This window comes from Amycolatopsis cynarae (assembly GCF_026802195.1).
In the GTDB taxonomy this organism is placed as follows: Bacteria; Actinomycetota; Actinomycetes; order Mycobacteriales; family Pseudonocardiaceae; genus Amycolatopsis_E; species Amycolatopsis_E rhizosphaerae.
In genome coordinates this window covers 1,231,456-1,251,114 of sequence record NZ_CP113836.1, presented here as the reverse complement: position 1 = coordinate 1,251,114, position 19,659 = coordinate 1,231,456, and the positions used below count along the sequence as shown (strand labels likewise).

The 19,659-nt window shown below is 71.3% G+C and carries 19 protein-coding genes; 11 read left to right on the top strand and 8 right to left on the bottom strand.

Annotation, left to right across the window (positions count from 1 at the left end; all coding sequences use genetic code 11):
* Nucleotides 1–120: 120 nt before the first annotated feature.
* Entirely contained in the window at nucleotides 121–1,614 is a 1,494-nt protein-coding gene (gene pdxR / locus ORV05_RS06160; RefSeq protein ID WP_268757477.1) for a MocR-like pyridoxine biosynthesis transcription factor PdxR, read from the bottom strand.
* A gap of 29 nt (nucleotides 1,615–1,643) precedes the next feature.
* Here pdxR and ORV05_RS06155 point away from each other — a divergent pair, with 29 nt between their 5' ends.
* The 4 genes from ORV05_RS06155 (at nucleotide 1,644) to ORV05_RS06140 (ending at nucleotide 5,001) form a co-directional block, all read left to right on the top strand.
* Entirely contained in the window at nucleotides 1,644–2,621 is a 978-nt protein-coding gene (locus ORV05_RS06155; protein WP_268757476.1) for a DMT family transporter, read from the top strand.
* A 660-nt stretch (nucleotides 2,622–3,281) separates the two neighbouring features.
* Nucleotides 3,282–3,836, top strand: a complete 555-nt coding sequence (locus ORV05_RS06150; RefSeq protein WP_268757475.1) for a copper resistance CopC family protein — start codon at nucleotides 3,282–3,284, stop codon at nucleotides 3,834–3,836.
* A 47-nt stretch (nucleotides 3,837–3,883) separates the two neighbouring features.
* Complete coding sequence (locus ORV05_RS06145; protein ID WP_268757474.1) at nucleotides 3,884–4,396, top strand: YbaK/EbsC family protein; 513 nt, start codon at nucleotides 3,884–3,886, stop codon at nucleotides 4,394–4,396.
* Nucleotides 4,393–5,001: a GNAT family N-acetyltransferase gene (locus ORV05_RS06140; protein ID WP_268757473.1), complete on the top strand. Its 609-nt coding sequence runs from the start codon at nucleotides 4,393–4,395 to the stop codon at nucleotides 4,999–5,001. Before ORV05_RS06145 ends, ORV05_RS06140 begins: the two co-directional genes overlap by 4 nt.
* A gap of 9 nt (nucleotides 5,002–5,010) precedes the next feature.
* On the opposite strand, the gene ORV05_RS06135 is transcribed toward ORV05_RS06140, so the two are convergent.
* Complete coding sequence (locus tag ORV05_RS06135) at nucleotides 5,011–6,003, bottom strand: zinc-binding dehydrogenase (protein WP_268757472.1); 993 nt, start codon at nucleotides 6,001–6,003, stop codon at nucleotides 5,011–5,013.
* A 105-nt stretch (nucleotides 6,004–6,108) separates the two neighbouring features.
* Here ORV05_RS06135 and ORV05_RS06130 point away from each other — a divergent pair, with 105 nt between their 5' ends.
* Nucleotides 6,109–6,810, top strand: a complete 702-nt coding sequence (locus ORV05_RS06130) for an AraC family transcriptional regulator (protein ID WP_407652699.1) — start codon at nucleotides 6,109–6,111, stop codon at nucleotides 6,808–6,810.
* A gap of 37 nt (nucleotides 6,811–6,847) precedes the next feature.
* On the opposite strand, the gene ORV05_RS06125 is transcribed toward ORV05_RS06130, so the two are convergent.
* The 4 genes from ORV05_RS06125 to ORV05_RS06110 all read right to left on the bottom strand — a co-directional run bounded on the left by ORV05_RS06125 (nucleotide 6,848) and on the right by ORV05_RS06110 (nucleotide 11,825).
* Nucleotides 6,848–7,747, bottom strand: a complete 900-nt coding sequence (locus ORV05_RS06125; protein ID WP_268759715.1) for a DMT family transporter — start codon at nucleotides 7,745–7,747, stop codon at nucleotides 6,848–6,850.
* Between the two features lie 424 nt (nucleotides 7,748–8,171).
* Nucleotides 8,172–9,842: a DUF885 domain-containing protein gene (locus ORV05_RS06120; RefSeq protein WP_268757470.1), complete on the bottom strand. Its 1,671-nt coding sequence runs from the start codon at nucleotides 9,840–9,842 to the stop codon at nucleotides 8,172–8,174.
* A 35-nt stretch (nucleotides 9,843–9,877) separates the two neighbouring features.
* Nucleotides 9,878–10,762, bottom strand: a complete 885-nt coding sequence (locus ORV05_RS06115) for a methylenetetrahydrofolate reductase (protein WP_268757469.1) — start codon at nucleotides 10,760–10,762, stop codon at nucleotides 9,878–9,880.
* A gap of 61 nt (nucleotides 10,763–10,823) precedes the next feature.
* Nucleotides 10,824–11,825: a bile acid:sodium symporter family protein gene (locus ORV05_RS06110; protein ID WP_268757468.1), complete on the bottom strand. Its 1,002-nt coding sequence runs from the start codon at nucleotides 11,823–11,825 to the stop codon at nucleotides 10,824–10,826.
* Between the two features lie 165 nt (nucleotides 11,826–11,990).
* Here ORV05_RS06110 and ORV05_RS06105 point away from each other — a divergent pair, with 165 nt between their 5' ends.
* Nucleotides 11,991–12,851, top strand: coding sequence for a LysR family transcriptional regulator (locus tag ORV05_RS06105; RefSeq protein ID WP_268757467.1), 861 nt, complete (start codon nucleotides 11,991–11,993; stop codon nucleotides 12,849–12,851).
* On the opposite strand, the gene ORV05_RS06100 is transcribed toward ORV05_RS06105, so the two are convergent.
* Entirely contained in the window at nucleotides 12,780–13,541 is a 762-nt protein-coding gene (locus ORV05_RS06100) for a helix-turn-helix domain-containing protein (protein ID WP_268757466.1), read from the bottom strand. The two genes, ORV05_RS06105 and ORV05_RS06100, sit on opposite strands and share 72 nt — an antisense overlap.
* 139 nt (nucleotides 13,542–13,680) lie before the next feature.
* Between ORV05_RS06100 and ORV05_RS06095 the strand changes: the two genes are divergently transcribed.
* Nucleotides 13,681–14,481, top strand: coding sequence for a hypothetical protein (locus ORV05_RS06095; protein WP_268757465.1), 801 nt, complete (start codon nucleotides 13,681–13,683; stop codon nucleotides 14,479–14,481).
* A 51-nt stretch (nucleotides 14,482–14,532) separates the two neighbouring features.
* On the opposite strand, the gene ORV05_RS06090 is transcribed toward ORV05_RS06095, so the two are convergent.
* Complete coding sequence (locus tag ORV05_RS06090) at nucleotides 14,533–15,312, bottom strand: PIG-L family deacetylase (RefSeq protein WP_268757464.1); 780 nt, start codon at nucleotides 15,310–15,312, stop codon at nucleotides 14,533–14,535.
* Nucleotides 15,313–15,389: 77 nt separating this feature from the next.
* Between ORV05_RS06090 and ORV05_RS06085 the strand changes: the two genes are divergently transcribed.
* The 4 genes from ORV05_RS06085 to ORV05_RS06070 are packed head-to-tail and all read left to right on the top strand — an operon-like array spanning nucleotide 15,390 to nucleotide 19,630.
* Nucleotides 15,390–16,454: a polyprenyl synthetase family protein gene (locus ORV05_RS06085; RefSeq protein ID WP_268757463.1), complete on the top strand. Its 1,065-nt coding sequence runs from the start codon at nucleotides 15,390–15,392 to the stop codon at nucleotides 16,452–16,454.
* Nucleotides 16,455–16,512: 58 nt separating this feature from the next.
* Complete coding sequence (gene crtI / locus ORV05_RS06080) at nucleotides 16,513–17,964, top strand: phytoene desaturase family protein (protein WP_268757462.1); 1,452 nt, start codon at nucleotides 16,513–16,515, stop codon at nucleotides 17,962–17,964.
* Nucleotides 17,961–18,845: a phytoene/squalene synthase family protein gene (locus ORV05_RS06075; RefSeq protein WP_268757461.1), complete on the top strand. Its 885-nt coding sequence runs from the start codon at nucleotides 17,961–17,963 to the stop codon at nucleotides 18,843–18,845. Before crtI ends, ORV05_RS06075 begins: the two co-directional genes overlap by 4 nt.
* The gene (locus tag ORV05_RS06070) at nucleotides 18,842–19,630 is read left to right on the top strand and encodes an LLM class F420-dependent oxidoreductase (protein ID WP_268757460.1); all 789 of its coding nucleotides are present in this window, start codon (nucleotides 18,842–18,844) and stop codon (nucleotides 19,628–19,630) included. Before ORV05_RS06075 ends, ORV05_RS06070 begins: the two co-directional genes overlap by 4 nt.
* The last annotated feature ends 29 nt before the right edge of the window (nucleotides 19,631–19,659 follow it).

Sequence of the window (19,659 nt, the reverse complement as noted above, 5' to 3'; positions counted from 1 at the left end):
AGCTCCCGGTGCCGAGACGCTTCCCCCGTCCCGGCACCGGGCATCTCACCGGCGAACGCTCCACCGGGTGTCGAACCTTTGTTCGAGCAAGTCCCAGCGTAACTTCGAACAGGTGTTCGTTCAAGTCCCCGACATGGTGACCTGACTCAAGCGTCTTCGCAGGTTGCCCAGCGTTTCGACCCCCTCGGCGATGGCCGAGGCCGAGCTCGCCGCGTACCCGAGCACGAGCCCCGGGTTCCCCGGCCGCTGCCGGTGCCACGACAGCGGCTGCACCTTCACGCCCCGGTCGAGCGCGGCCGCCGCCAGTTCGGTGTCGGCGGACCCGTCGTCGAAGGTGATCACCAGGTGCAGGCCGGCGGCCGCACCGTGCACCCGCGCGTCCGGCAGCCAGGTCCTGATCGCCTCGATCATCGCGTCCCGGCGGCGCCGGTGCCGCCGCCTCAGCAGGCGCAACTGCCGTTCCAGCTCACCCGAGGTCATCAGCTCCCCCAGGACCAGCTGCGGCAGGATCGCGTTGCCGAGATCGGCGTCGCGCTTGGCCGCCACCACCGCGTCCCGGTACTTCTCCGGCACCAGCAGCCAGCCCACGCGAAGCGCCGGGGCCAGCAGCTTCGACACGCTCCCGGCGTAGCAGACCTCGGCGAGCATCGAGCGCAGCGCGGGCACCGGCGGCCGGTCGTAGCGGTGCTCGGCGTCGTAGTCGTCCTCGATGACCAGACCGCCCTCGCGCACCCAGCTCAGCAGCTCACGCCGACGCTGCCCGTCGAGGACAACGCCGGTGGGGAACTGGTGGGCCGGGGTCAGCAGCACCGCGGGCGCCCCGGACGCCCGCAGCTCGCCGACCGCCAGGCCGCCGGAGTCCACCGGGATCGGCGGCGTGCGCATCCCCCGGCCCCGCAGGTAGAGCCGCGCCCCCAGCGAGCTGGGGTCCTCCACGGCGACGGTGCCGATCCCCTCGTCCCGCAGGACCTGCGCCAGAAGTCCCAGCGCCTGCGCGACACCGGCCACGATGGTCACTTCCTCCGGGCTCACCGCGATCCCCCGGTACCGGGCCAGCCAGTCCGCCACCGCCCGCCGGAAGGCCGGTGCGCCGCGAGGATCGCCGTAGCCGAACTCCGCGGGCGACAGCTCGCCCAGCACCTTGCGTTCGGCCCGCAGCCAAGCGGTGCGCGGGAAGGCGGCCAGATCCGGTACCCCGGGCGAAAGGTCGATCCGCGCCGGGATGGCGCGTAGCGACTCGATGATCCCGGCCTCGGGTTCCGCGGTGAACACCGCGGCCGACGCGGCGCGCACCGGCACCTCCGCCCGTGCCGGGGCGGCGGGCACGGCGACCACCACGGTGCCCGCGCGGCCCCGGCCCGCGACCTGCCCGTCCTCGGCGAGACGCTGGTAGACCTCGGTGACCACGCCGCGGGAGACCCGCAGTTCCGCCGCGAGCACCCGGCTGGGCGGCAGCCGGGTGCCCACCGGGAGGCGGCCCTGCGCGATGGCGAGCCGCAGCCGCGTGGTGAGCCAGTCGGTCACGCCGCCGGGCGGGGCTTCGGCGAGATTCAGCTGGAGGAAGTCGGCGCCGATTTTGGACCTGTCACCGGCGCTGTCTTTGGACCTGTCCACCGGACCATTCTGCCGCCAGGCTGACCGGTATGGAGATCGTTTCCCGGGCGCGAAGCCTTTTCACCGGGACCTGCGGGATGGTGCTGGTCGGCAGCAGCGTCGACGTGTCCCGCACCCTGACCACCGCCCCGCTGCTCACCGCCCAGGCACTGCGGTACGCCTTGGCCTCGCTGATCCTGCTGGGGCTGGCGAAGCTCACCGGGGCACCGATCCGGCGGCCGCGGGGCCAGGAATGGCTGTGGCTGGCGGGGGTCGCCGCCAGTGGGCTCGTGCTGTTCAACGTCGCCGTCGTGCACGGGGTCGCCCACGCGGAACCGGCGGTGATCGCGGTCGCCGTCGCGTGCGTGCCCGTCGTGCTCGGCCTGGCGGGCCCGCTGCTGGAACGGCGGCGGCCCAGCCGCCGGGTCCTCGCGGCCGCGGCCGTGGTCACCACCGGGAGCGTGCTGGTGGCGGGCATCGGCCGGACCGATGCGGCCGGGATCGGCTGGGCCGTGGTCACCCTGCTCTGCGAAGCCGGGTTCACCCTGCTCGCCGTGCCGGTGCTGCCACGGCACGGCGCATGGGGGGTGTCGCTGCATTCGGTGTGGATGGGCGCCGCGATGCTGCTGGTGCTCGGGCTGGTCACCGAGGGCGAGGGCGCCGCGGCCGCGCTCACCACGATCCAGTGGGCCGCCATCGGCTATCTGGCGGTCCTGGTGACCGCGGTCGCCTTCCTGCTGTGGTACTCGACGGTGGCCGCGCTCGGCTCGGACCGGGTCGGTCTGCTCACCGGCGTCGCCCCGGTGGCGGCCGCGCTCGCCGGGGGCGGCCCCTCCACCCCGCTCGTCTGGTTCGGTATCGCCGTCGTCGTCGCGGGCCTCGCCGTGGGCCTCGGCACGCCCGCCCTCCGGCGGCGCGCCACACGATCGGGTGAGCCGCGGAACCGGGGCCGTCGGGAGGGCGACCTGCACAGCGTCACGCCGGGCCGGTCCGCCGAACCGCCCACCGGTCCGGCGTCACACCACTGACCTTGCTGACGTGCCCGAGGGGGTCCCTCACGGCACTTTGACGCAGAAGCAGTGCGCGACGCGAAGGGCCCCGGTGCGGAATCGGTCTCCTTGCACCGGGGCCCACCTGCGGCGCCGAATCAGTTCACTTGCAGCCGGAGCAGCAGCCGCAGCCCGGTCCCGAGCACGAGCCGCACGAGTTCCCACAGCAACCCTTCACAATGCACCTCCCTTCGCGATGATCTCGCTATCCGACCGTCGCCGTGCTGGTCGCCGCGTTCCGGCCTGCGGTTCCGAGGTGTCACCCGAAGGTGTGGCTAGCCTTGACAGGGACAACGCATGGGTATTGGGGAAATATCGATCGGCAGCGGAATCAACGTAGTGATGAGATCGCCCGCAGGCCGCCCTACATTCAGAAGAACTGTGCAAGGTGTGACGAATCGTATCGTCGCCGGAAAGGCGAGCCGTGGCTCGATAAGATCGAGACGGGATAGCGAAAAATGACGGGAAGAACCGAAAAATCGACGCCGTCCGGACAACTGCGGGTACTGGTCGACGACGCCAGGTCCGGGGTGCTGGACGGGCTGCCGGCTCCCGCCTGAACGTCGGGGGAACTTTCCGGCGCGGGCGGACGACCTGGACGGGCAAGAAGACCCGGCACGAAGGAAGGTCGTTTTCGCCATGCTGCTCAGGCGTCTGTCCGTTTCGCTGGTGCTCGCCGTCGCGGCCCTGGTGGCCGCCGCACCGGCGGCGATGGCCCACACCGAACTCGAAAGCAGTGATCCGGCCGACGGGGCGTCGCTGTCCGCGGCGCCCCAGCAGGTGCGGCTGAAGTTCGGTGAGGCCGTCACCCTGCCCGCGGACCCGGTCAGGGTGACCGGGCCCGGCGGTGCGCGGTGGACGGTCGGCAAGGCGACCGTCGACGGCTCGACCGTCACCGCTCCGGTGCGGGCCGACGGCCCGGCCGGCGCCTACGTACTCGACTACACGGTCGTCTCCGACGACGGCGACCAGGTCAAGGGTTCGGTGCGGTTCACGCTCACCACGGCCGCGGGCACGAGCAGTGGCGCACCTTCGTCCTCATCGGCGGCCGCCGTCACCTCGACGGCCGTGAGTGCCGCGGACCAGACGGCCGGCGAGTCCTCCCGGTTTCCCGCCTGGGCCTGGATCGCGCTCGCGGTGGCCGTGGTCGCCGTGGTGGCCGGTGTGGTGGCCGGCCGGACGAGGCGTTCATAAGGGATACAGCATCGCCCGCCGAGGCCGGCTCGTGATCTCATATCGGTATGAGCAGCTTCGACCACCCGGCGATAGCGAAGGTCGCCGCGGCGCTCGCCGAGGCGGGCCTGCACGATGCCGCGCAGGGAATCCGCGTTCTCCCCGCCGAAGCGCGCACCGCCGCGCAGGCCGCCGAAGCGCTCGGGGTCGAGGTCGGGGCGATCGCGAACAGCCTGATCTTCCGCGCCGTCTTCCCCGACCGCGAGGCACCTCTGCTGGCGCTGACCTCCGGCGCGCACCGCGCGGACACGGCCACGCTCGCGGCGCTCGCCGGCGCCACCTCGGTGGAAAAGGCCAGCCCCGCCTTCGTCAAGGAGCACACCGGCCAGGTCATCGGCGGGGTGGCCCCTACCGGGCACCCCAGCCCCGTGCCGACGCTGGTGGACACCGCCTTGCGGCGGTACGAGGTGGTGTGGGCCGCCGCCGGGCACGCCAAGTCCGTCTTCCCCACCACCTTCGACGATCTCCTCGCCCTCACCGGCGGGCGGGCCGCGGACGTCGCCGCGGAGCCGGGTGCATGACCACCGTGGCAGCACAGTTCGTTCGCCTGTCCGCCGACGATTTCCGCGACCGCCTGCGGGAGGCGCTGGCGATCTACGTCGAGGCGATGCGCTACCCGCCGTCTACCGCCGAGCAGCGGGCACCGATGTGGCTCACCCATGCCCTGCGCGAGGGCTGGCGCGGGGTGGCGGCGCTGGACGCCGGAGGCAGGATGCTCGGCATCGCCTACGGTTACCGCGGCAATCCGGGCCAGTGGTGGCACGAGCAGGTGCGGCGCGGCCTGGTCAAGCGCAGCGGCGAAGCGGCCGCCGAAGCCTGGCTGGGCGACTACTTCGAACTGACCGAGATCCACGTGCGGCCCGGGAACCAGGGCGCGGGCATCGGCGAGGTACTGCTGCGGCAACTGCTGGAGGGCGTGCCGGACCGGCACGTCCTGCTGTCCACTCCGGAGGGTCCCACCCGCGCCTGGCGGCTGTACCGGCGGCTCGGTTTCGTCGACGTGCTCCGCGACTACCACTTCGCCGGTGACCCCAGGCCGTTCGCGATCCTCGGCCGTACCCTGCCGCTCGAGCCGCCCGGCACCCCCGGCGGCCAGGACCCGCGTCCGGCAACGTTTCCGGGCTGAGGGGACCCCTCACGGCACCACGACGACCTTCCCCGCGGCCTGGTTGTTCTCCATGTGCCGGTGGGCCGCGACGATGTCGTCCAGGCCGAAGACGCGGTCGACGTTGGGCCGGTAGACGCCTGCCTCGACCTCGCGGACGACCCGCTGCAAGACGGGCCTGCCCGCGCTGCCCTTGAGGTTGTCGCTGTGGAAGGCCGTGAGCCTGGTTCCGGACGGGATCATCGCGATCGGTTCGAAGTCCGGGATCAGCCACCCGCTGAGCGAGCCCGCCACGCACACCGTCCCGCCAGGACGGACCAGGTGCAGCGAGTCCACCGCCGTGTCCGCCCCGACGAGATCCAGAACGTGGTCCGGCCCCCCGGGCCAGACCGAGTGCAGACCCGCCGCCAGCGATCCACCGGCATCGACGAGCACGTGGTCGGCACCGGCGGCGGTCAGGGCGCCGATCTTGTCCGGCCCCCGGGTCGTGGCCGCGGTCCTGACGCCGTAACCGGACGCGATCGACGCGGCCGCCATCCCGACCGACGAGGTCCCGCCACGGATCAGCAACCGCCCCCGGCCACCCGGCACGACCCCCAACGCGTCCAGCGCACCCTGTGCGGTCAGGTACGTCTCGGGCAGTGCGGCCAGGACGTCCCAAGGCAACGTGGTGGTGATCGGCATCAGCAGCGAGTTCGGCAACAGCGCGTACTCCGCATAGCCGCCGTCGAACTCCCGGCCCATCTCACCCATCACCGCGGCGACGGTCGTGCCCTCCCTTACCTTGGGATCGGTCGAGGCCGCCACGATTCCCACGCATTCGATCCCCAGCACACGCGGGAAGGTCACGTTCGGGGAATGGCCCTGGCGGGTCCTGAGCTCCGAGCGGTTCAAGCCCGCGGCCTTCACCCGCACCAGGCTCCAGCCCTCCCGGACCGCCGGTACCGGCAGCTCACGGACCTCCAGCACCTCCGGGCCGCCCGCCCGGACACAGACCGCCGCTCGCATGGTCGTACTCGTCATGGGTGCACTGTCGTCCGAAGGCGCGGTGACCGTCCACCGATAGAATGCCACTTTATGCTCGATGGCCGCCAAACCCCGACATCGCAGCTGTGGCCGTCCGGAGGCATGCATCTCTGGCCGTCGGGAGGAACGAGCTCGACGCATTCCCATCCGCGTGGACACCTGGTGTACGCGGCTCGCGGCGTCCTGTCGGTTCACACCGAAGGGGGCACGTCGATCGTTCCCGCCAATCGGGTCACCTGGACCCCCGCCGGATTCACGCACTACCACCGCGCTCACGGCAGCACCGACATGCGGATCCTCTTCCTGCCGCCATCCCTGGCCCGTCTCGTACCGGACCATCCCGCCGTGTTCATGGTCTCCGGCCTCGCCCGCGAAATCCTGCTCACCCTCACCGGCCCATGCGACCGTGACCGCGCCGCCCGCGCTCGTCTCCGCCGGGTCCTCGTCGACGAACTCCACGAAGCGCACGAGCAGCCACTGCAACTGCCGGAACCACACGACGACCGGTTACGGGCCATTGCCCGGATCCTGTATCGCACACCCGCGGACAACAGCTCGTTGGCCGAACTCGGGCAGAAAGCCGGTGCCAGCGCCCGCACGCTCAGCAGGCTTTTCCACAACGAACTCGGCATGACCTTCTACCAGTGGCGCACCCAACTACGCGTCTATCACGCACTCGTCCTTCTCGCCGACGGACACGACACGACGCACGTCGCCCACGCCTGCGGGTGGGCTAACCCCAGCAGTTTCATCGCCGCCTTCGCCAACCTCGTCGGCACCACCCCGGGCCGCTATCGAAGCTAACGGTGGCGGCCCCGCGGGGGCAGCCACCGCGAACTCCCTACCGTCGCGTGTAACCGACGCCGAGCGCGGCGACGAGCAGCGCGGCGCCGGTCCACCCGGTGGCGCCGAGCCGGTCGTGCAGCAGGATCGCGGACAGCACGGCGGCGGTCAGCGGTTCGAGCAGGGCCGACAACGCCGCCACCACCGGCGCCGCGGTCCGCAGCGCGAGGAAGTACGCGCCGTAGGCCAGACCGGTGGGCACGAAACCGAAGTAGAGCGCCACCGCGATCACGTCGGGCCGCAGCGGCAGGGCCATCCCGGACCACCACGCGAGCGGGGTGAGCAGCACTCCCCCGATCAGCAGGCCGAAGGCCGTGGTGGCGAAGGCGTCCAGGCCGGGCACGGCCGTGCGGTTGACCAGGGTCAGCACGCCGAACCCGGCGCCCGCGGCCACGGCGAGCGCAACCCCGCAGGCCAGGCGCCACCCGCCGGTGATTCCCTCGGGCGACCACGTGAGCAACGCCAGCCCGAACACGGCGGCGAGCATGGCCAGCCCGGTGGCGGGACTCGGCAGCCGCCGCTGCCGCAGCGCGGTGACCGAAGCGACGAAGACGGGCACGCTACCGATCGTGATCATGGTGGCGAGGCTGACCGAGGTGAGGGTGACCGCACCGAAGTAGCACGCCTGGAACTGGGCGAGCAGCGCACCGGCCGTGATCAGGCGCAACACCACAGCTTTGGTCCAGACCATGCTGCGCAGGCCGCCGCGGAACCACAGGAACACCACGGTGCAGCCGCCACCCAGCAGCAGCCGGTAGGCCGCCACCGGCAGGGGTTGCAACTGGGCCCTGGCGGCCAGCAGGGATCCGGAAATGCCGCCGGTGCCCCACAGGATTCCGGCCAGCAGCAAGGAAAAGGTCGCGCGGCCGCGCGCGGGCGCGGCAACGGAAGAAGGCATGAAGAATCGCTCCAGCGTCGAAGAGGTCAGTGGACGACGACGCGGGGCGAAAAGCCGGACGGGCATGCGGCACTCCTCGCGCCCGGTGCGACCGGGCGCGAGGAGGCGTCAGCTACCGTCCTGAGTGGACTTTCAGTAGGTCGCCCCGCGAGCGGAGCGCGGCGGCGGGGTGACCCGGAAGATCCGATGCATGGCGTGCTACCTGCCTTTCGGTTCGGTGCGTGTTGCTAGCGTGTTTCAAAGCGGCGGAGCCGCTTGCGGTGGGCCGTCAGTTTGCACCGCCGCGGGTTCTCAGGCGGTGTCTCGCAGGAACAGCACTGCCAGCGCTTCGTGAATTGGCATTCATGAGGAGGCGATCCCACAGCCAGGGACCGCCTGAGGTTCCGCCACCCGCACCGCCACGCAAACCACTTCGAAAAAGCCTCTAGTCGAGTTCGGCGAGTTGTTCGCGGAGAGTGTCGAGCCCCATGCCGCCGAGACGCAGCGCCTTGGTGTGGAAGTCCTTGATGTCGAACTTCTCGCCCTGGCGGCGCCGAGCGTCCTCGCGCGCTTCGAGCCACAGCCGCTCGCCCAGCTTGTACGCGGGGGCCTGCCCCGGCCAGCCGAGGTAGCGGTTGATCTCGTCCCGCACCAGGGGCGGATCGGTGATGGTGCGGGTGAGCAGGAACTCCAGCCCCAGCTCCGGCGTCCACCGCTGCCCCTCGTGGAAGCCGGTGCCCGCCGGGATCTCCAGTTCCAGGTGCATGCCGAAGTCCACGATCACCCGTGCGGCGCGGAACAACTGCTCGGACAGCATCCCGAACAGGTTGCCGTCGTCCGACAGGTAACCGAGGTCCTGCATGAGCCGCTCCGCGTAGAGGGCCCAGCCCTCGCCGTGTCCGGAGGTGAAGGCCATCAGCCGCTGGAACCGGTTGAGGGACTGTTCGTGCACGGCCGTGGCGATCTGCAGGTGGTGGCCCGGCACGCCCTCGTGGTAGACGGTGCTGACCTCGCGCCAGGTGGAGAACTCTTCGCGGCCCGGCGGCAGCGACCACCACATCCGGCCGGGACGCGAGAAGTCCTCGCTGGGACCGGTGTAGTAGGCCCCGGCGCCGCCCCCCGGCGGGGCGATCCGGCATTCCAGTGCCATCACCGGGTCCGGGATTTCGAAATGCCTGTCCCGCAGGTCGCGAAGCGCGGTGTCGGACAGTTCCTGCATCCACGCCTGGAACGTGCCGGTGCCGTGCACGCGGTAACGCGGGTCCTCGTCGAGAGCGGCCGCCACCTCGGCGAGGGTGGCACCGGGCTTCAGGCGCGAAGCCACCTCCCGCATCTCGGCTTCCAGCCGGGAGAACTCGGCCCAGCCCCATTCGTAGGATTCCCGCGGGTCGAGCGCGGCCCCGATGAAGTACCGCGAGCAGAGCCGGTAGACCTCCTCGCCCGCGGCGTCGGAGTCACGAGCCTTGGGCGCGAGTTCCGCGCGGAGGAATCCGGCCAGCTCCGCGTAGGCCTCCTGGGCCACCCGCGCCCCGCGCTCGAGATCCTGGCGCAGCGAGTCCGGCACGTCCTGCGCCCCGGCGATCAGCGTGTCGAAGTAGCCGGTCTCCCCGGCCAGTCCGGCCCAGGTCTCCACCTGCTGGGCGACCTTGGTCACCTGGCGCAGCGCGGGCGGGCGGCCCGCCGCGGTGGCGGACAGCAGCGAGGCGCGGATCCCGTCGACCGCGGCGGGCACCTTGCCCAGGCGCGCGGCGATGCTGGCCCACTCCCCGGGAGTACCGGTGGGCATCAGGTCGAACACCATGCGCAGGTCCTGCACCGGGCTGGCGATGACGTTGAGCGAAGCTTCGTCGAGACCCGCCTCGTGCATCTCCAGGTCCAGCCCGACGCGCTCGGTGAACACCGCCTTGGCGGCGCGTTCGGCGGCATCGGCCGGCTCGGCGGCACGCACCGCGTCGAGGGCACGCTTGGCCACCGAGGCACGCGCCGCGTGCCCCTCCGGCGAGTAGTCGGTCATCTGGTCGTCGTAGCCGGGAATCCCCATCTCGGTCGCGGCTACGGGGTGGGCCGCGGCGAACTCCTCGACGTAGCTGTTGCAGATCTCGTGCACGGAAGCCATGAGGGCAACCTACCGTCCCACCGCAAGGGAATTGCTCAGGCGCGGGCGGGCACCAGGCCGAGCCTGGCGACGACCTCGCGGGTGGCCTTCGACCGGTTGAAGGTGTAGAAGTGCAGGTCGGGCACGCCTTCGGCGATCAGCCGTTGACACAGTTCGGTAACCACGTCGAGTCCTTCGGCGCGGAACGCCTTCGGGTCGTCGGAGAGCGGTTCGAGCCGGTCCAGCAGGTGCCGCGGGCACGGCGCGCCGGAGAGCCGGATCGTGGTGTGCAGCGTGCGCGGCGTGGTCAGGGGCATCACGCCGGGGATGAGCAGCGCGTCGCTGCCCGCGGCGGCCACCCGGTCCCGCAGCCGCAGGAAGTCGTCGGCCTCGAAGAACAGCTGCGCGATGCCGAACTCCGCACCCGCCTTGAACTTGCGCACCAGGTACTTCGTGTCGCTATCGAGGTCGAGGGAACGGGGGTGGCCGTAGGGGAAGGCGGAGACGCCGACGCAGAAGTCCCCCAGCGACCGCACGAGGGACACCAGTTCTTCGGCGTAGGTCAGGCCCTGCGGGTGCGGCACCCACTCGCCGTACGGGTCGCCCGGCGGGTCGCCGCGCAGGGCGAGGATGTTGCGCACCCCGACGGCGGCGTACCAGCCGATCACGTTGCGCAGTTCGGCGACCGAGTGGTTGACCGCCGTGAGGTGCGCCATCGGCACCAGCGTGGTCTCCGTGGCGACGCGGGCGATGCTGCGGATCGTGCCGTCCCGGCTCGATCCGCCCGCGCCGTAGGTGATGGACATGTACGCCGGGTCGAGCGGTTCGAGCTCGCGGATCGAACGCCACAGCACCGATTCGTCGGCGGCATCGCGAGGCGGGAAGAACTCCACGGAGAAGGCAGGACCTTCACCCCGCAGCCGTTCCACCACCGTCGTCATGCCTCCCATGGTATCCGTAGGTCCGAGGCGTGGGAACTCACGTCCACTTCTTGGACACTCTTCAGGCCGTGGCCGGGACCAGGCCGCGCGCTTCGGCCTGCGCACCCCACCGGCGGGCCAGCACCGCGCAGATCATCAGCTGGGCCTGGTGGAACAGCATCAGCGGCAACACGATCAGCCCGACACTGCCCGCGGGAAACAGCACCGTGGCCATCGGCAGACCACTGGCGAGCGACTTCTTGGAACCGCAGAAGATGATCGCGATCTGGTCCTCACGGGAAAAGCCCAGCCGCGGCGCCGCGAACTTCAGCACCCCGAGCACCGCGAAGAACAGCCCCAGGTTCACCACCAGCAGCCCGGCCAGCGCCACCCAGCTCAGCTGGTGCCAGATCCCGGCGACCACGCCCTCACTGAACGCGGTGTAGACGACGATCAGGATGACGCTCCGGTCGGCGCGGCCGAGCACCTTCTTGTGCGCGGCGATCCAGCCGCCGATCCAGCGCCGGGCGATCTGGCCCGCGACGAACGGCACCAGCAGTTGGAGCACGACGGAGGTCACCGAGTGCAGCGAGAAACCGCGGCCGGTGGTCTCCAGCGACAGCCCCACCAGCAACGGGGTGAGCACGATCCCGATGAGACTGGAGAACGAAGCGCTGCAGATGGCCGCGGCGACATTGCCTCGCGCGATCGAGGTGAACGCGATGGACGAGTTCACCGTGGACGGCAGCGTGCACAGGAAGATCACCCCCGCGGCCAGCACCGGGGTGAGCACGGACGGCACCAGGAGTTTGACGGCCAGGCCCAGCAGCGGGAAGAGCACGAAGGTGGCGACGAGGATGGTCAGGTGGAGCCGCCAGTGCTTCAGCCCGGCCAGGGCCTCCGCTGTGGACAGTCGCGCACCGTAGAGGAAGAACAGCGCACCGACCCCGACCGCGCTCACGGCGGAAGCGATCTCCGCGCCCTGACCGCGGGCCGGGAACAGGCAGGCCACCCCAACCGTGGCGAGGATCCCGAGGATGAACGGGTCGATCCGGGACTTCGCGAGCAGCGCGGCGCCACGCATGAAATGGTCCTTTCTGCCCTCCTGCGCGGGCCCTCTACCGTCAGGCCCGCTGCGTGCGGTCCTTTTGCCCGGCCAATACCCCTAGATCCTCCGTTCACCCGGCGAGATTGTGAAGTATGATTGCCGCCATAACTGTTATCGCACTTCGTGATATACGGTCCGGTGGTGCTCGATCCGGTCTGGCTCAAAACCTTCCTCGTGGTCGCGGAGACACGCAGCTTCACGCGCGCCGCGCAACGGCTCGGACTGCGCCAATCCACCGTCAGCCAGCACGTTCGCAAGCTCGAACAGGCCAGCACGCAGCAGTTGTTCGTGCGCGACACGCATTCGGTGGAGCTGACCGCCGACGGTGAGGCCATGCTCGGTTTCGCCGGGAACGTCATCGAAACCATCGACCGGGCTATGAGCTATTTCACAGGCACCGAACTGCGGGGACGGGTGCGGTTCGGCGCCTCGGAGGACTTCGTGGTCGGGCCGCTGCCGGAGATCCTGCGCGAGTTCCGGCGCAGCCACCCGCAGGTGGACCTCGAACTGACCGTGGCGCTGTCCGGCGTGCTCCACGAGAAGCTGCGCGCGGGTGAGCTGGACCTGGTGCTCGGCAAGCGGCGCGCGGACGAGGACAGCACTGGTCCACTTTGGACGGACCAGCTGGTGTGGATCGGCCGGGAAGGGCTCGAACCCGACCTCGGCGACCCGGTCCCGCTCATCGCCTACCCCCCACCGAGCATCACCCGGGCGCGGGCGCTGGAGGCCCTGCGCGCCGATGGCAGGAACTGGCGGATCGTGTGCACCAGCGGCAGCCTCAACGGCCTGCGGGCCGCCGCGCTCGCGGGCCTGGGTGTCGCGGTCTTCGCGCGCAGCCTCATCCCGGCCGGACTGGCCGAACTCCCGCCCGGCCACGGCCTGCCCGACCCGGGCGAGGTCGAGTTCATCCTCACCGCGCGGCGTTCGGCGCTACGCGGGCCCACGGCCGCGCTCTCCGACGCCATCAGGGCGCAGGCGAGCAGACTCCACGGCACACCCTGACCGCTCGGCCAGCAGTGCGCCCGGCGCGAGGCCGGTAAGTTCCCGGACTTCCCTGGCCAGATGCGCCTGATCGGCGTACCCGGCCGCGGCGGCGGTCCCGGCCAGCGAACCCGGGCTATGCCCGGCCTCGGCGGCGTGCAGGAACCGCTGGAACCGGCCGACCCGCTGCACCGCCTTCGGCGCCAGCCCGGTGTTCGCGAGCACCAGCCGCCGCAGCTGCCGCTCGCCGATCCCGATCTCCACCGCCAGTGCCGCCAGCGTCGTACCCGAGGACCACAGGCGCCGCACCGCGTGGCGGACCCTGGCCTCGACCGGCGAGGGGCGCAGCGTCCGCAGTACCTCCGTGAACCGGCCTTCCCACACCTGCTCGGTGAGCCGGCGCGCGGTCCGGGACGGCAGCGCAGAGGAGAGCGGGACGAACAGGTCGGTCACCTCGGGCGCGGGCAGGCCCAGCGCCGCCGCCAGCGCCTCCGTGCGGAACCGGACCGCACGCAGGTGCGTGCCGGGCACCATCGGGTGCAGGGCGGCCCGCAGCGTCGGGCCGACCAGCGACGCCTCCCCCGTCGCGGACACGATGATGTCCGAGCAGGCGTCCGGAACGACCCGGTACGCGGTGTTTCCGAGCCCCACCCTTCGTTCCCACCAGCACTGCACGACGCCGTGACCGGGCAGTTCGCGGTAGGAGGACATGCGTCGAGTATCACACGAGAAACGCGTGTTTCTGCAGGTGGGAGCGCCGGGCCGCGGCGGGACCCGATAGAGTGCGACAGGTAACAACGCTACGCGCTCGAACGATTACGCGATCGAAAGCGGCTACGGAAGGGAAGCGATGCTCCGCGTACTGGGTGTGCACGGCGCCGGCAGCCATCGCTACCGCAGCCGCTCGGGCACCGCCGACCAGACGCGAGCCACGCTGACCACCCAATGGCTCGGTCATCTGCGCACCGCCGTCGACGGGCGCACACCCCTGGATCTGCGCGTCGCCTACTACGGGGATCACCTGGAGGACGGCAACCGGGAATCGGCCTGCGAGGACGATCCGTCCTTCCTCACGCCGGGTGAGCGGGAACTGCTGGCCCGCTGGGTCACCCAGCTGTGGCCCGAACTCGCGGCGGCACCCGACGGCGAGCGGGCCGAGCAGGCCCTCGGCTGGCTCACCCGCGCCTTCGGGCCCGGCACCCGGCTCTTCGGGCTGCACTTCTGCCGCGAACTGCACACCTACCTCACCGCGGCGGACCGCAGCGCGGCCGCCCGTCAGGCGGTGGCCGCCGAGATCGCCGAGCACCGGCCGGACGTGATCGTCGCGCATTCCCTCGGCGCGCTGGTCACCTACCAGGCGCTGTGGGAGGACCCCGGCCACGAGACCGGGCTGCTCGTCACGCTGGGCGGACCGCTGGCCCTGCCGGGCGCTCTCGGCGAGGACGAACCCCACGGCCGCCCGCCGTCGGTCCGCCGATGGGTGAACGTGGCCGACATCGGCGACATCGTGGCGGTGCCCCAGGCGGTGCTGGCGGAGCGGTTCACCGGCCTCGCCCGGGATCTGACGATCAACGCCGGGATCTGGGAGTTCCAGACCCCGGGCGCCTACCTGCGCTCCCCCGCCGTCGCCCGGGTGATCCTCGAAGCCTGAAGCGGTGGTTCCGCTACCCGCACCGCCACGCAAACCAGTCTGATACAGCTCTTACCCGAACAGGTCGGTTTCGGTGATGCCGGGCCCCTGGCCGGGACGGATGAACCATTCGGTGCCGAAGGTGTACGCGAAGGCCTCGTCCGGCAGGGACAGGAAGAACGACTCCTCGCTGATCTGGCTCGCGTGCGCCCGCATCGCCTTGCGCTTGTACGAAAGATACGCGGTGACGTCGACCGCGGCGGTGATCTCCGCCTCCGGCTTGCCCATCTCGCCCAGGTCCTCCGGGGAGGGGAGGTCGGCACCGGTCTGCTCGGCCAGGGCGGCCACACCGCGCTGGAAGTGCTCGCGGCTGGTCGTGGCCTGGTAGACCCGGGGCGTGCCGGCCAGCTCGGCCGCCCGCATGCCGACGCGGTGCACCTGGATGTGGTCGGGGTGGCCGTAGTTGCCGAAATCGTCGTAGCAGGTCAGCACTTCGGCGTCTTCCTCGCGCAGGATCGCGGCGAGCTTCTCCGCCGCCTCCTCCACCGGCGCCGTCCAGAACGAGCCGGGTGCGTCGTTGGCCGGGGTGCCCATCATTCCCGAGTCCCGGTAGTTCAGGAATTCCACGCGTTCCACGCCAAGGATGTCGGCGGCTGCCTGGGTTTCGCTCACCCGGCGCTGCCAGAGTTCCTCCCCTTCGGCGAGGAAACCGTCCGGCACCTCGCCGAGTTCCCCGCGGGTGGCCACCACCAGCACGACCCGGTGGCCGTCCTCGTGTGCCTTGCGCATCACCCCGCCGCAGGTGATGCACTCGTCGTCCGGATGGGCATGGAAAGTCACCAAGGTCGCCACGATACGAGACTACAGAACGATCACACCGCGACCACCCCGCGATCGCCCGCCCGGCGGTGACCCCGGACCATAGGGGCATGAACTACGACGCCGACCTTCCCGGTCGTGTGGAACGGGAGCTCGCGCGATTCCTGCGGGAGGCCGGGGCGCAGATCCGGGCCGACGAACCCCGCTTCGCCGCCGGTGTCGACGCCCTCACCGAATTCGTGCTGCGCGGTGGGAAGCGGCTGCGGCCGACGTTCGCGTGGTGGGCGTGGCGCGGGACGGGCGGCGAGGAGTCCGATCGCGACGGTGTGCTGCAGGTGGTGTCCAGCCTGGAGCTCGTCCAGGCCTGCGCGCTGATCCACGACGATCTGATCGACTCCTCCGACTCCCGGCGCGGCCACCCGACCGTGCACGTGGCCTTCGCCGAGCGGCACGCCACGCAGGGCTGGCTCGGCGCCTCCCCCGCGTTCGGCCTGGCCGCCGCCGTGCTGATCGGCGACCTCGCGCTCGCGTGGGCCGACGACATGTTCAGCACCGCCCCGCTGTCCCCGGCCACGCTCGCCGCCGCGCGCCCGGTGTGGCGCGCGATGCGCACCGAGGTGCTCGCCGGTCAGTTCCTCGACGTGGGCACGCAGGCCACCGGCGACGCCTCGCCCGAAGCGGCGCTGCGGGTGAGCAGGCTCAAGACCGCCGCCTACACGGTGGAACGGCCGCTGCATCTCGGGGCCGCGCTGGCCGGTGCCGGGCCCGAGCGGATCGAACCGCTGCGCGAGTTCGGCCGGGACCTGGGCATCGCCTTCCAGCTCCGCGACGACCTGCTCGGAGTGTTCGGCGACCCGTCGGTCACCGGCAAGCCCGCCGGGGACGATCTGCGGGAGGGCAAGCGGACCCTGCTCGTCGCGCTGGGCCTACAACAGGCTGATGCCGCGCAGGCCGCGGTTATCGAGAAGGCGATCGGGAACCCGGCATTGTCCGATTCGGAGGTCGACGCCGTGCGCGCCGCGCTCACCGAGGCCGGTGCGGTCGCCGCCGTCGAACGGCGCATCACCGAACTCACCGGGACCGGACTGGCCGCACTGGGCAGGGCCGGGCTCGCCGAACCGGCGGCCACCCGGCTGGCCGAGCTGGCGGCCAAGGCGACGCAACGGACCTACTAGGAGGCCGGGATGTGCGGACTGGGTGAGGCCGGTCAACCGGGTTGCCGGGGTGCGCGTCATGCGCGCTGACCATGTGGTGGTGATCGGCGCCGGGCTCGCCGGGCTGTCCGCGACGCTGCACCTGCTGGGGGCGGGCAGGCGGGTCACCCTGCTCGAACTCGACGACCGCCCGGGCGGCCGCGTGAGCCAGCGCGAGCGCGACGGGTATTCGGTGGACACCGGGGCGACCGTGCTCACCATGCCCGAACTGCTGGACGAGGCGCTGGCCGCGGCGGGCGAACCGAACCGGTTGCGGCTGGTCCGGCTCGACCCGGCCTATCACGCCCGCTTCGCGGACGGCAGCGCGATCGCGGTGCACACCGGTGCCGAAGCGATGGAGGCGGAGATCCGCGCGTTCGCCGGGCCGCGGGAGGCCGACGGCTACCGGCGGCTGCGGGCGTGGCTGACCGAGCTCTACGCGGTGGAGAAGGACCACTTCCTCGGCGGCAATTTCGACTCACCGCTGGACCTGGCCCGGCCGGAACTGCTGAAACTGCTGGCACTCGGCGGTTTCCACCGGCTGGGTCCGCGCATCGGCCGGTTCCTCCGCGACGAGCGCCTGCGGAGGCTGTTCTCCTTCCAGGCGCTCTACGCCGGTCTGGACCCCCGGCGTGCCCTCGGGGCCTACGGGGTCATCCCGTACATGGACACCGTCGCCGGTGTGTACTACCCGCTGGGTGGTATGGGCCAGGTCGGCCAGGTACTCGCCGACGCCGCCGAGCGGGCGGGGGCGGACCTGCGGTTCAAGACCGAAGCGGCGTGGCTGGAACGGGTGTCGTCCCGGGTGCAGGCGGTACGGACGCGCAACGGGGAGCGGATCCCCTGCGATGCCGTGGTCCTCGCCACCGAGCTGGCCACGTCCTACCGGCTGCTCGGGGCCCGGCCGAAGCGCCCGGTCCCGCTGCGCTACTCCCCCTCGGCGGTCGTGCTGCACGGCAGGGCGCACCGGGAATGGCCCGAACTCGGTCACCACACGATCTTCTTCGGCGACGCGTGGGAGCGGACGTTCACCGAGATCATCCGCCACGGCTGCCTGATGTCCGACCCGTCGCTGCTGGTCACCCGGCCCACCGCGACCGATCCGGCGCTCGCCTCGCACGGGCAGGTGGTCTCCGTGCTCGCCCCCGCGCCGAACCTGCGCACCTCCCGCATCGACTGGCCCCGGGTGGGCCCCGCCTACCGTGACGAGCTTCTGCGCACCCTCGCCGCGCGGGGGCTGACCGGGTTCGACGAGGCCTACCAGGTCGACGAGCTGGTGACGCCGCGCGACTGGGCGGATCAGGGCCTGTCCGCCGGAACCCCGTTTTCGCTCGCCCACACGTTCGGCCAGACCGGTCCGTTCCGGCCGCGCAACCTCGTCCGCGGCATCGACAACGTCGTCCTCGCCGGGTGCGGCACCACGCCGGGTGTGGGCATCCCGCCGGTACTCATCTCGGGACGGCTCGCCGCGGCGAGGATCACCGGGCGATGACCTCGCTGCGGGGCGCTTACCGGGACTGCCGTCGCATCAACGCGCGCTACGGCAAGACGTTCTTCCTCGCGACCCGGCTGCTCCCGGCCCACGCGAGACCGGCAACACACGCGCTGTACGGCTTCGCGAGAACGGCCGACGAGCTGGTCGACAACCCGGAGCCGGGCAGCGATCCGGAAGCCGCGCTGGCGGCGCTGGAACGGAGGCTGGACGCGGTGTTTGCGGGCAGGCCGCCGGCGGATCCGGTGTTCCTCGCGCTGGCGGACACGGTCCGCCGGTACGGCCTGGAACGGGACCTGTTCGACGCCTTCCTGCATTCGATGCGCATGGATCTGACCGTCACCGAGTACCCGACCTTCGCGGATCTGGACGAGTACACCTACGGATCCGCCTGCGTGATCGGACTGCAGATGCTGCCGGTGCTCGGCACCGTGGTGCCGCGCGAGGAGGCCGCCCCGAGTGCGGCCGCGCTCGGAGAGGCGTTCCAGCTGACGAACTTCCTGCGCGACGTGGGCGAGGACCTCGACCGGGGACGGCTCTACCTGCCCACGGCCGAACTCGCGGCCTTCGGCGTGGACCGGGCGCTGCTGTCGTGGTGCCGCGAGCGGGAGCGCCACGACCGGCGCGTCGCCCGTGCCCTGGCCGCGCTGGTGGCCCGCACCCGCGCCGTGTACCGGCGAGCCGAGCCCGGAATCCCCTTGCTGCGCAAGGAGTCCAGAGCCTGCGTTCACACGGCCCTGGTGCTGTACCAGGGAATACTGGACGAGATCGAGCGCCGGGACTACGACGTGCTGTCCCGGCGGGTCAGGGTGCCGCTGCCGCGGCGCCTCACCGTCGCCGCCGTGCACGCCGCCGGATCCGGACTACGCTGGCGATCATGACGATCCCCGAACAGCGACCGGTGCGGATCGGGCTGCAGTTGCAGCCCCAGCACGCCGACTACGGCAAGATCCGGGAAACCGCCGCCCAGGCCGAAGAGCTCGGCGTGGACATCATCTTCAACTGGGACCACTTCTACCCCCTCACCGGCGATCCCGACGGTCTGCACTTCGAATGCTGGACCATGCTCGGCGCCTGGGCGGAGTCCACCTCCCGGGTGGAAATCGGCGCACTGGTGACCTGCAACAGCTACCGCAACCCCGAACTGCTGGCCGACATGGCGCGCACCGTCGACCACATCAGCGACGGCAGGCTGATCCTCGGCATCGGCGCGGGCTGGTTCGAGCGGGACTACACCGAGTACGGCTACGAGTTCGGCACCGGGGGCCGCCGCCTGGACGACCTGGCCGAGTCGCTGCCGCGGATCGAGGCCCGGCTTGGCAAGCTCAACCCGCCGCCCACCCGCAGGATCCCGGTCCTGATCGGGGGCGGCGGCGAGAAGAAGACGCTCCGCCTGGTCGCGCGGCACGCCGACATCTGGCACGGCTTCGGCGACGCCGAGGTGATCGAACGCAAGGCCGCGATCCTGCGCGGGCACTGCGCCGACATCGGCCGCGACCCGGCGGAGATCGAGCTGTCCACGGCCGTGCGGTCCGGCCCCGAAGAGGTGGGCCCGAAGCTGCGCGACCTGGGCGTCTCGCTGTTCACCGCGCACGTGAGCGGACCGGACCACGACCTGACGCTCCTGCGTGACTGGATCGCCTGGCGCGACACCCAGAACTCCTGAGCCCGAGTCCCACGCCCGGGGCATGAGTC